Source organism: Pacificibacter marinus (assembly GCF_018860665.1).
Taxonomy (GTDB): Bacteria; Pseudomonadota; Alphaproteobacteria; order Rhodobacterales; family Rhodobacteraceae; genus Celeribacter; species Celeribacter marinus_A.
In genome coordinates this window covers 73343-85330 of the sequence record NZ_JAHKPK010000005.1, presented here as the reverse complement: position 1 = coordinate 85330, position 11988 = coordinate 73343, and the positions used below count along the sequence as shown (strand labels likewise).

9 protein-coding genes are annotated in these 11988 nt (G+C 53.9%); all 9 read right to left on the bottom strand.

Features of this window, described 5'->3' with window-relative positions; all coding sequences use genetic code 11:
- Window positions 1-472: 472 nt before the first annotated feature.
- Window positions 473-787 (bottom strand): hypothetical protein, encoded by a 315-nt coding sequence (locus KO497_RS01830; protein ID WP_215942261.1) that lies wholly within the window; start codon window positions 785-787, stop codon window positions 473-475.
- A gap of 304 nt (window positions 788-1091) precedes the next feature.
- A complete protein-coding gene (locus KO497_RS01825; protein WP_215942260.1) occupies window positions 1092-2936 on the bottom strand; it encodes a UvrD-helicase domain-containing protein in 1845 nt (614 codons plus the stop codon).
- A complete protein-coding gene (locus tag KO497_RS01820) occupies window positions 2929-5007 on the bottom strand; it encodes an ATP-dependent nuclease (protein ID WP_215942259.1) in 2079 nt (692 codons plus the stop codon). The genes KO497_RS01825 and KO497_RS01820 overlap by 8 nt, the downstream gene beginning before the upstream one ends.
- Before the next feature lie 658 nt (window positions 5008-5665).
- The gene (locus tag KO497_RS01815; RefSeq protein ID WP_215942258.1) at window positions 5666-5902 is read right to left on the bottom strand and encodes a hypothetical protein; all 237 of its coding nucleotides are present in this window, start codon (window positions 5900-5902) and stop codon (window positions 5666-5668) included.
- Window positions 5895-7736, bottom strand: coding sequence for a TniQ family protein (locus tag KO497_RS01810; protein ID WP_252729468.1), 1842 nt, complete (start codon window positions 7734-7736; stop codon window positions 5895-5897). Before KO497_RS01810 ends, KO497_RS01815 begins: the two co-directional genes overlap by 8 nt.
- Window positions 7729-8697: an ATP-binding protein gene (locus tag KO497_RS01805; protein ID WP_215942256.1), complete on the bottom strand. Its 969-nt coding sequence runs from the start codon at window positions 8695-8697 to the stop codon at window positions 7729-7731. The genes KO497_RS01810 and KO497_RS01805 overlap by 8 nt, the downstream gene beginning before the upstream one ends.
- Complete coding sequence (locus KO497_RS01800) at window positions 8681-10840, bottom strand: Mu transposase C-terminal domain-containing protein (protein ID WP_215942255.1); 2160 nt, start codon at window positions 10838-10840, stop codon at window positions 8681-8683. Before KO497_RS01800 ends, KO497_RS01805 begins: the two co-directional genes overlap by 17 nt.
- The gene (locus KO497_RS01795; RefSeq protein ID WP_215942254.1) at window positions 10840-11532 is read right to left on the bottom strand and encodes a TnsA endonuclease N-terminal domain-containing protein; all 693 of its coding nucleotides are present in this window, start codon (window positions 11530-11532) and stop codon (window positions 10840-10842) included. Before KO497_RS01795 ends, KO497_RS01800 begins: the two co-directional genes overlap by 1 nt.
- 200 nt (window positions 11533-11732) lie before the next feature.
- Window positions 11733-11975, bottom strand: a complete 243-nt coding sequence (locus KO497_RS01790) for a helix-turn-helix domain-containing protein (RefSeq protein WP_065322577.1) — start codon at window positions 11973-11975, stop codon at window positions 11733-11735.
- Between the last annotated feature and the right edge of the window lie 13 nt (window positions 11976-11988).

The following is an 11988-nucleotide window of genomic DNA, read 5'->3' as shown; positions in this document are numbered from 1 at the left end:
AACAACGCCGCTTGCAACATCAGAAACAAGCCGCATAATCAATCACACAAACGAGCCAGAGCCTCCAATACTCAAGCCGCTCTGATGCCCCATTTTATATGACGACGGACATTACATTGAAGCCCTCACAACCCGTTTTTGGTCCAACTGTGACGGTTGGGTCAGGTTCGCGTGACGTTCAACAAGAATTGTCGAATGCCGCACATTTCCGACTCTTCCCGACGAATTTTCTGAATCTTCTCAATGGGCCGTGCCATGCAATTCCGACCCAAATGCCAAGCATTTCTGACCCAACCGGACCTTCGGCACCAAGGCGCAAGAAGGGTCGCTATGTACAGGGGAGCGAGCGTGGTTCCCGAGCAGTCTGCCATCACGTCTCCTGACGCTTCCCGCCCAAACCTGCCGTTAGCTAAATACCCGAAAATCTACGAATGCAGCCTGCTTATCTGACATTCTTACCAATGAAGCGTCGTTAGGAGATTTCGGTATTGTTGGATTCGTACCATTCCCTAATGGTTCTTATCAGCGTTGACAAAGCAAAGCCCCGGCTCATTCGCACATCAAGCATTGCAAAGCCTTCCGTGAACTTCACAGCGTCTTCCCCAATAGCCGTAAATTCAAACTGCCCGGTAGAATACTCATCCTCTGGATCATAGCCTACGACACACCAAGCGCCGATGATTTCACCGTCGCGAGTAATGACCTCGCCTTGCGACAGGCGCGGATCGTACCCACTGTACATCCACTCATCGTGGCCTACGAAGTTGATTGGATAAATTAGTTCCATCGTGTGAGACTGCGCGAAGATGCATTCCAGTGCAAGTCGTCACCCACAATTCGAAGGCTTGCATCGGCCCAGAGCTGACCTTCACGCCAGGCGCGGCAGATGACCGCTATAGCCCATAGCCATCATTCGGGACACGAGCAGCGGCCCATCCCAACTACCATGCAGACACGGCTGGCCCCGAGGCCGAACACTTTCCCATACCAGCGAGGAAGTCGAACTTCACAGCTGAGCCGTAGTCGTTGAACACCTGCAGCACCTCGCCCTAAATAGTTAAGCAAAGAAATTAATTCGCATTCCGCGCCGTTTAATCAATGTAAGAAATCTGCTCCTCTTTGAATAAACCTCGATCAATCAACTCCTGCCCGGCATCTTTCGGCTTTAGGGAGAAGAAGAGGATACGCAAGTTTTCCTCTGCACGAGAAAAACAAACATAGGCCAATTTTCGGGTTAGCTCAGCTTGACGCTCAGTAGGGTCGCCAGCGGTGCCAGGAGTAAGCGTCTTCCCAAAGCTGTAAGTATTCCAAGACGCTTCGATGTCGTCAATCATCACCAAAACGTTTGGGTACTCTTCGCCCTTGGATCCATGCTGAGTACTGAAGGGGGAGTTTTCATCGAGAAATTCAGCATACGGGCCGATTTCGCTGCAATCCATTTTGAAGAATTCATCAACCAGCCAGTCTCCCTTGTCGCGCTGATGGTCCTCATTCTCGGCATCGAAACCTTCGCGCGCATTACGTCCTAGCTGCGAAGAAAGGCGATCCGAAATCGGTAACAAGCTGCTGTCTTCGCAATATTTGAGAATATCCTTGGTTGTCGCCCCACCCCACAACTCAGCCAACTTCTGGGAAACCCCGTCGGCACGACCGATCATTTCCTTAAGAGATTTCCCCTTGTTGACGCCACCTGGAGAAAACGCAGGACTTTTTTGGCGCAAGACTTCAAGAACGCGTTTTGGGTCACCTTTGGTCGAGGCCAATACAAGAGGATAAATTACTTCGACAAAAGGCTTTAGAAGATAGTGTGTCCCATCTTCGTAGTCGGATTGCGATCGAGACGAGGAGTAAACACCAGTAAAAAGTCTATGGAGCGTCGAAAAGTTAAGCCGCCTTGCAATCATTTGCCGAGCCAAGAACAGCTTCTTCACAGACGGGATATCCTGCCACTCCCAATTTTCCAGCGCTTGGTGAAACATGCCGGACACCTGATCAAGCTGCTCTGACGTGTATGTTTTTCTGGGTCCCTCAGGATCGGGGGCCTGAGCAATAGTGATTTCAACACTACCCTCGACATCCGCGTTCTTACCTGCCGGGAATTGTTCAACATCGTCCCTAAATTTATTGAGAAGATTGATGACCGAGACCGAGCAGCGGAAATTTTCTTGCTTTGCGATTGTCACTGAGCCTTTTGGTCCGGTAAAGTCTCCCGCACGCTTGTCATAGATTTGTTGCATAGGGTCGCCGAAATACCCTATGATCGGGAGACCTTCCCTGGCGCAAATAGAATTCAGCGCAGTCATCACCTGCGGAAAAGTGTCTTGCGCTTCGTCTACGAAAATATAGGGGTATTTAAAGCCAAGACCTTTTTGAAGAATCGGCTTCGTTGAGATTAGGTGCGAGGCGACATCTATGATGTCATCATGGTTGAGTACGCATTTCGAGTAATCGCTTACCGTCGTCTCTTCGTATTTTACTGGCGGATTATTCCCGACAAGCTCCCCGAGCTCAGCGCGCAAACGTTCAATTTTCTTCCGTGCAGAAATCGCCTTTTTCGAACTTCCCCCATTGTCGTTTAGTTGAGCCTTCTCGATATGGGCAGGAATAACGTGTTCGGCCAATACCTCTCTTAGAGGAGTTTGAAACCTAGATACCTCACCCCAAAGAAACCCATGCAGGGTCGTAACTGTATAAAGTTCGTCAAATCCCAAACGTGAGGAAATCACATCCACAGCCCGATTGGTATAGGTGATGCAAACCACATTCTGGCCACGCTCTCGCAGCTGACGTCCTTGTGTTTCGCGAATTTTCTTGAGGGCTTCGATCAATGACGTGGTCTTGCCAGAGCCAGCACCAGCTATCACCGCGAATGATGTCTCCTCACCGATGCACTGGGCAATTTGGATATCTGCTTCAGTTGGCTGTAGGTCAGGCATTCAACTCTCCTGCAGCCGGCTGATCGCCTACACGACCTTCGAGCCAGCGCAAACCGACTGCGATGTATTCCGGAACCGCCCAAGGCGCAGCGCCTTCAACGTGCGGATCAAGCGCCAAAACATCCATGGCAAATTCAGTCTTCTTAAATGTAGAGCTCTTTATCCGTTCCCATACTACCTGATGAAACTCTGCCGCGTCAGCAGGTATTTCCTTTCCGATCGACAGCGCGCCACTGGAAAAAAGTCCATGATTCTCATAGACAAAAGCTTCTTCAAGCGTCCTGCCGTGAAAATTTTGAGGAGCTCCTCCGTACTCGATCACAACCGCTTTTTGGTAAGAGACGAAGCGCATATTGTCTGCTTGGATATGATCGGCATCAGCCTTGGCCGTCAAATCGGAGACAAGATCGCTACCATCGAAGAAGTACTTTATGGAAGCGTTCGATGTCACGGCTCCTGCATCCGTTGCCTTACATCCTTTTCGACTGTTGGCTGGATCGACGGAGTCAATATCCGTGATGACCAAATACGGAATGCCCAGAAACTCTAAAAGCTTTGCAAAGCGCATACTGTATGCGCCACCAACTTCAAGAATGGTGATGTACTTCGTGTTCAATCCGCTTGCCGCCAGATCGATCATCTTTGGCAACAGTAATTTCTCAACTGCCCCCTCGACTAAAATTGCAGCGTCGGCGAAGAACAGGTCACAATGCGTCAGCCGAAGATACTTTTTTAGAAATGCCAGCGCCTCATGCACACCGACCTCAAGATCGCCAACATTGATTGCGTCGGGTCGGAATTCCTTCAGACTTTTGACGATCGACCCTGGGTAGGTGTTGCCATTGCCTTCATCATCCAAATCGACGCGGCGGAAGTAGCGAATTTTTGAGAAGTCCACCGCATCCAACACATGGGACGAATGGGTTGTGACAGTGAGTTGCGGACGCGGCTCTTCGTCGCCAGCACCTTGTGTAAGTACCTTCCACATTTGCTTGATAAAGGTTTGCTGCACTTGGGCATGCAGATGAACTTCCGGCTCTTCGACAAAGATCATCTGGCAAAGCGGACGATTTTCGTCGGTTGCACGCCACTGCTTGTAAAAGTTGTCGATCTGAATGGCCATGAAGACCAGATTCTTGAAACCGAGACCGTTATAGGCCTCTGGCAACTCATGGCTGGATGTGGCGTCTACATAGAAGAGTTCGGTGCTGCCGCGCAGAGCAACTTCCGAGCTGAGCGTGGATACGATCTTCATCGCTCGATCGTTGTGCGAGGGCAGTCCCAAGTCAGCGATGATGCCCATCAGGGGCTGAAAATGCTGATGATAGTGTGCCGTCAGTTTTTGGTTGTTCTCTTCGATCACCGCGACTGCTTCTTCAGCGGCTTCGGCTTGCTCCAAATTCCGCTGGTAGTAGGCAGCAAATGCCTCCGAGAGCTTATTGCTGCGGGTGGCGTTTTCGTCGTCGATGTTCCGCTGTGCATCGACGAAGTCGACACGAAGCAATGATCGAAGCGTCTTTCTCCCCTCGTTTGGATCAAGAGGCGTAGGGATAGCGCCCGCACCGCTGTTCTCAAGGGAGTAGTATCGGGTCTTGAAGTGTGCCTTAAGATTTCCCTCTAGCGCCAGGAAATCTACCAGCTTCCTCTTGCGTTGCCCGTCGTCTTGGACGGGGAATGCCTGATCATACTTGGTCCAAAGCTCGGCCGCATCCTCGACCTCCAAGGAGCATCGAATACCGATTTCCGTAAAGTCACCCGAGAGGTCAGTGGCTAGCGCAAAAACTGTTCCAAACTCAACTGTATCAGGATCAATATGAAACCAAAGATCAAGCTGGATACTTGGATGGGGGATCGGAGCAGTAGGGGCGTATGTATTGATGGCCGTCAGGGAGCAAAGCGAGAAATCGTGAATTTTGAAGTCGCGGCTACCTAGAAAGCTCCTAATCGCAGCGGTGGCGGATGTCTTGCCGCTATTGTTTGGACCTACAAAGACAGTTTCTTTTTCTTCGAAATCAATGTCAACGTCTTTCAATCGCCGAAAGTTTCGTATGGAAATTTTCTTAAGGTACATATAACGCCGCCTATCTAACTCATCCCGATGATAGCAACTTGAGGACTAGATGGAAGCGAGACTTCGTCATTTATTTGCGTCTCGCAAGGAGATAATGCCGACGCTTCGAGGCCTCCGCACTATAAAAGCGATTTGGATGGAAGTCAGCGTCCGCTGTGTTGCTCAGGTCGTACCAAGGTGGTCAGATCCCCGCGATGCTCAGTTCGGCCTCACAGCTTGGGCTAGCTTCGGTGGTGCTATTTGGCAGCGGACGCAGATCCCGTACAGCTGACGCTCATCTACTAAGCAGCGAATGTCAGCAATCCGCCCAAAAACTCTTTGCTGCATCTGCAAATTTTGAAAAAGTGGGAAATCGTTCCCCGACGAGCTCATTGCAGCCCTGTGGCGCCGTTGAGCTTTGGGTAAATCAGAATTTTGTTCTGCCCACTTTAGGATCAACGCGCTGTATGGGAGTTTTTCAACAGAATACGCCCTTTTGTGCCAGCGCCTGTTCCGAGGCTCGAAGGTCGTGGAGGGGCTGGGAGCGGTCAACTGCTGCGCGCTTCCTGAACGGCATTTTGGGGCCGAAATTTACATATCTATCATTGTGCCCGGCCGAGAGATCCATTTTCCTCGCCAGACGGACGTAGCTAGTTAGCAACAAAATGACCTCCCGCCACTACTCCCAACTTTCATCCATGAAGCGTTTCATGTCAAAGTCTGGATCTGGTGGCCTCATGCGTCCAACCTGCTCCTGAAGTGACCGCAGACGCTTGCGCAGGTCTTCTTTGACCTTCAAGCGGTAGAGTACGCGAAGCAACACCGCCCTTAGGTGGTCATTGTACACATCAGACGACACGTTCACCTCGGCCATCCGCAACAGCAGAGACTTCAAGCGTTCGACTTCATCATCCATTGCTGATGCTCCTTGCGACAACCTCATGCTCTGCAACTTGCGATCGCTCGTAGACGCGAACGTGTCGGCCACGGCAGGTGACTGTCGGGACCCCTTCCCTATCCAGCCGCCGCGCCAAATGTATTGGGGCAACCCGCGCCGACGCGGCAAGCTGTCCAAGCGTGAGAAAACGCGTCTCAAATTCCCGAATACTGGATTGGGTTATCAGGGAATGACGATGATTGGTATCTGCGTTGAGGCGTTTCGCGTGACCAAGGTAACCCGCATCCCGCAGCGCCCGAATGGCTCCGACCCCTATTTTCAGGTAGGCTGCGGTTTCCAGCGGCGTAAGGTCTCGCGTGGCGGTCGGGGTGTCGCGCACACCAACGTCCACATCTTGCGGCACATAAATCGCCTGAAGTCCTATCGCGTCTGCCCCCCGGACAAAACCGCCGACCTTGCCCTCCCGCCAGAGAGTGATCAGACGAACCAGTCCAATGCGCTGATTTTGGCAATGATCACGAAGCGGAAGGAAGGCCCCGACATCGGGCAGCTCAGGCAAGGCAGCCACTTCTGCTAAAAGCCGGTCCACATCCTCAGCGAGGACATAGCGCAGCGCGGTTCCAAACCGGATCGAGCGCAACATCCCCCTTTCGATCAGCCCCTTCACCTGCGTCGGAAGCACATTCAGTGCTACTGCCGTGGATTTGAGATTTCGCAGCCCACCCCAGAAATTAATCGCCCTGGACAACTGATCAGGCGTTGTTTCCGTCAGCGCTGCGGACGGTGCCTCAGAGAGATTATCAACGTGACTGATCAGCCGCTTAAGGAACCCCACACTAAGCCCCGACTGTTCACGGGCCGTTTCAAATGACATGCGTTGAACGGCTGGCACCGGCCTACCCAACACGCGCTTCTTGGGTTTCATCGTGTAGTTTCGGACTGCAAACGCATGGACGCTATCAACGATGGACTTGACCTCCGCGTCACCATGCGCGGCTCGTATCCAGGAATAAAATGGCCCAAGGTCTGTCGAGAAATAAGAACGCCGAGCGCCGGGTCGAGATTTCAGCCCCTCCATGCACATCATCAAACTGTCTGGACCAGCGGATAGAACGCTAAGCCCCTCCGCGCAGAACTCACGTTCTAGATCGGAATTGGTAGTTTCAGGACTTGAAAGGGGCGATCCACAGATCGCGGCTCCAAGACTCAAGCAAGCGCCATGCAATTGACTAAGCTCTAGCTCGCCTAGCCAATCGCGCCGCGGACCATGGTTGATCCTCTGCCTCACGTACACCTCGAATGCGGTAGGAGCAATTTTCGGGCCCGCATCTGCAGCCTTTTTCACAGCGTCGCTGTACCGGGCAATCTGAGCGACGACGTCGTAGGTTTCGTGTGAGGTTCCAGCACGAGGGAGCTCAACAAGAGGCACCTTGTGGTGTTCACAGCCGTGCAAACACATGACGTTCCATTCCAGAAGCTGATGTGCACCATGGCGTCCGTCTTTTTCTAACGCCTGTTCGATACAGACTGGACAGACCCGCGTCGCCGTGCGTCGAAAGACACCAGTGCTGCTTCGGGTCAGCCCGACCCGGTAGCGTCCGATCCCGATCTTTTCCGGATTCCATTGCTTCAGGTTCGCGAGCTTGAGCCCTGCTACATCGGCGAGTCCGGACAACTGCTCTGGATATCCAGAGCAGAGGAACGGCCACCTCAGCCCCAAATCCGAGCATAGGTTCCGAGGAGAGATCGCGTTTCTCGCCGCGATCCGCGAAACGATGCTTGCCGGGGTTTCACCGGCAAAGGGCGCAACAGTCAACCCGAGTTGTCGTTCATGTATCTCAGCGTCACGCATCATCACCCCCGTCATCAAAGCACTGCCGCGGATTGATCCGAGTGAAGTCCTCAGCAAGAAACGGGTTGAGCCCCGGCATGGCCGCGGTTCGCATGAAGTAGACCTCCGAAAAGTGGCGTTTGCAAAGGCTTGCTTCCAAGCCATCAGAGCGAAGCGCGCGTGTCAGCGCTTCGACGATGAACTGCGCCAAGAGTCCAAACTCATAATCTGCCGCGTGCATCAGCCTCGAAGCGAACTCGGTCGTTCTCACATCATCATCGCACTGCACCTTCGCCCTGTCACAGTAGCGCGCCACGAGGCCAAGGACCTGATCCTGCCCCGCGAATTGCGACAGGCGTTCGATTTCTATCGGGTACATCCGACGTGCTAACTGTGCATCCTGATTGATGATTGATTTGAGGCCCGGCATTCCAGTCAAAAGCAGGCCAACCGGCCACTGACTATTTTCCATCAGGGACTTAAGCGTATTGACGATAGCCTGCCGTTCCTTGTCGGTCTGATGCTGAGCCAGATCCTGCGCCTCGTCCATGTGCATGAAGAGGGTTTTCCGCAACTTAAACTGCTGTTTCACGAGCCCCCAGATAACTGCCGCCGACCGATCGCGGACAAGCGGGTAACCCGCAGCATGGAGCGCCGCCGTCGCCACGAACTTCATCGTGGCTGGAGATGGCACCTTGAGGCCAACCATCTCGTTGATGCCGTCCGGGCCATCACAGACCAGTCGGTTCTGGTAACGCCGCCTCAACTCTTGGATCGCCGTCGTCTTCCCCGCCCCTGAACGACCGACAAGGACGATGCCTCTGAGGTCGGATACGATGCCCTCGTCGAGGTCCGCGCGCCGTTGTTCGAGCAGTTGGTCGAAATATTCGTCGAGGCGATCATAGGCCATGGTCGGGACATAAGCGGCCCGAATGTCTTGAATGACCTGGCGGACTTCAGGGTTACTATTGTTCACCTTCATCGCTGAACTTCCATTCGGGTTGGGGATCTTCGGGCAACTCGGGCTGGCCAGGGGCATCGTCAACCGGGGATGAGCCCTCGATGCTTGTCCCCTCTGATGTAGCAATTTCGGAGAGCCTGCCGGTCAGGCTTGCCGTCCCTACAACAGAAGGTTTCTCTCTGACCTCGCCGGGGACGACTCCGAAACTCAGGCCGTAGAAGCTTTCGTGCTCTGCTCTGCGAATATCTTTCGCGGAAACGGTAAGTGGACCAATCTGGCGCCATGCGCGTTGGTGATCATCGATTTGCTTGATGCGCTCGAGTGCCGCGTCGACGATTTCGATATGGAGGCGTGCGGCAGCCTTGTTAGACCGTCGCAGTTCCCGGATCATCGCCTCCCAAACGGCGAGCGAACTACCACGCGCATTCGGCAAGCCAGCCGGGATTGTATGCCATGCATCGTCGAACCATGCAGAGACGTATCCCATGTCCTCAGGGTCCATGCGTAGATCGATCTGTTGCGCACCGCGACGCTGGAAAAAGGTTGCAAGATTGCGACTGGTGTAGGCAATGCCACAGACCAGCACGCCGTGCCGACCAAGCTGACGTTTCAGAGGAATACCAAGGAAATGGCGCAAGACATGGGGTGACTTGGCAGGGCTATGTCCGTAGAACCCCATTAACCGGTCCCAGGTATCGGCGGGCGTAGCATACTCCAAGCCACGATGCTCTCGATGGTGGTAGATATCGACGACGAAACGGACCAGCACCTCTACGATGCTGTCCGCGGTATGAACCACATATTTGTCAGAAGGATAGTCGCCGCGTTCTTGCGGATTGCTAAATGTTCTGCCGGTCAGAAACTGCATTAGCTCGGTGCCGAATGTACGAAAGACGCGTTCAATGCGGCCACGCAGCTTGGGCACGCCGGCTGGCAGCACTTCATACCCGATCCCAAGGTCCGTGAGCGCGGCCTTGAAGTCCGCGTTAACAAACGAACTTCCGTTATCCACGGCCACGTTGAAAATGTGACCGTGCTCGCTCCACTCCTTCTTGCACCCAAGCTGTTTCGATATCTCGCTCTTGTTCCGCATAGCCAACCATAAGGTTGCCAATGCTGTCTCGACGGCAGACTCTGTTCTGCTCATCTTTATGGCCAAGATTACTCTCGTCGCCGCGTCGATGGCGACGCAGACCCAGAAGCGCCCTTTCCGAAGTTCATCGAACTTCGGGTCGCTAACGTCGACTCCAGATTCCTCCAGCAGGGCGATGAGGTCGATCAGCCACTCGTCCATTTCGATGCGCTGCAAAGGTGCTTCGATCTCAAGGCCCTGACCGTAAGGTCCCAACTTGTTCTTAGCCACTGCTACCCCTTCTCGGGCCGCGCAGACCTCGAACTGATCGAGATCTGCAATGCGTCGTCGTACCGTGTTTTCAGAAACCTCCCGCTCCGGCAGTTGACCGCTGAACACAAGCGACTTGTTTAATTCTCGAATAACTCGATTTGCCTCATCCGCGATGTGCGGAATATGGACGCGGCCTGGATGCAGATATGTCTTGATTGCCGTTTGTATGGCACTCTCGACCTGAGGCGAGACCCGCTTGGCATTAACGCCGTTGAACCGGCTTTTCTTGACGAAACACATGGGATCATGTGTTTTCTGCCACTCCCGCACCCAGGCCATAAGAGCTGTCCGGCCCGGATGCTTCATGGCGAGGAGCTTTCCAAGCTCTGCCCCATCCTTGCCAAGGCGTATCTGCTCCAGAATCTTGGCCTCGACGCGCTTACCCAATTCAGGGAGGAATGCGGCGCAGCGGTCATTGGAACGGCTTACTTCACCATCTGCTTCCGCATCGAGAAAGCACTCAACGTAAACCTGCTTGCGGAAAATCTGAGCCTTTTCGGCTGCGCCCATCCGGCTGATAAGCGCGCTGCCCGCCAAGGCTCGGCGGGCAGCTTGCGCACCAGAAAAATACCCGTACTCAATGGATGCCTGACACTCATCAATCATGCGCTTGACATCGGCGTGGCTGAAACAAAGAAGTTCCGAGCTACCATCCAAAGGACGCAATTCCAGCGTGCTATCCGAGATGGCACAGACCACATGCACGGTGCTGCCAGCGACCAGCGCATCTGATTTGTTGATACGTAGCCTGACTGCCATTAGCGCACCTCCGGCATTGAGAGCATGCTGGCCTCGGTCACGGGAAGGGACAGGTTCGTCATGGCGATCCCGTCGAAAACCGCCTTGAAGCCTGCACGGAATGCCCGCCCCTGTAGGCCGGTCGCGGCGACGACCTGCCCCAGAGACGTTTCACAGTTCATGCCTCGAAGTATCTGCTGAACCACTAAGTCAGCTTCGACATCCTCAGCCTGCCGGAACATATGAAGCAACTCTGCATTGCGCACTTCCGCCGCGGAGAGGCTACTGTCCATCACGAGTAGCGCGTCGTCGGCGAACTGCTTCGCAGTCTGTGCCTTGATCAGCGCAAACTCTCGGTCGAACCCATTTCGTTCAGCCAACGCACCCGGCTTGACGGCGATCGCGATCTTTTTCCCGTCTTCTAACGTGACAAGAAAGTCGAAGGTGTGAGATGTGGCCTTGCCCACCTGGTTTCGATAGGTGATCTGCGGTGGCTGATCCCAGATATTGACGACAGTTCTCTGCGACAGCAGCACCAAGAGGCATTTCCGCTCAAGGTCGCTTTCAAAGATGAGCTGCCGCCAAGCCGTTCCTGCACGCAGTTTCGCGATCACGAACCCGCGTCCGCTTGCTCGAGATCGTGCCGGAAACATCCGCGTCGCGCGTGTTCGCTCCGGCGGGACATAAGGTCCCTCGAAATCATCATCATACATTGGCATATTTACCCTGCACCGAAGGCATGCCTCTCGGTACAACGGGTTCCTCTTTCATTGAGACAAGAGGCCCCGGCCCACAGAAACCACTGCACGCTTGACCGGGGCCGAAAGTTGAGTCATGAATGAGGTGTATCGTGCTACAACTTGATACACCTAAAGGGCCTCTGGAGCTGTAACTCCGAGGTCTTTTGCTTTTTCTAGGCCATGATTACTCCTTCCTCTTGGAAGTCGGGAAACAAATCCTCCGGCGATGCGCCCACGGCCAAAGCCAGTGCTTTTTCAATGCGCTGAGATCGGCACATCCGCTTGCCGACCAATGTCAGCGCGGAGTCGCTGACCCCAAGATCGCGCGAGATCTGCGCCAGTGAGGTTCCACGAATCCTGAGTTCCGCTTTCAGACGCTCATGGGCGTCCAGATCTGCCTTTGTCGGGGTGCGCAAGGGGCGACCTCCA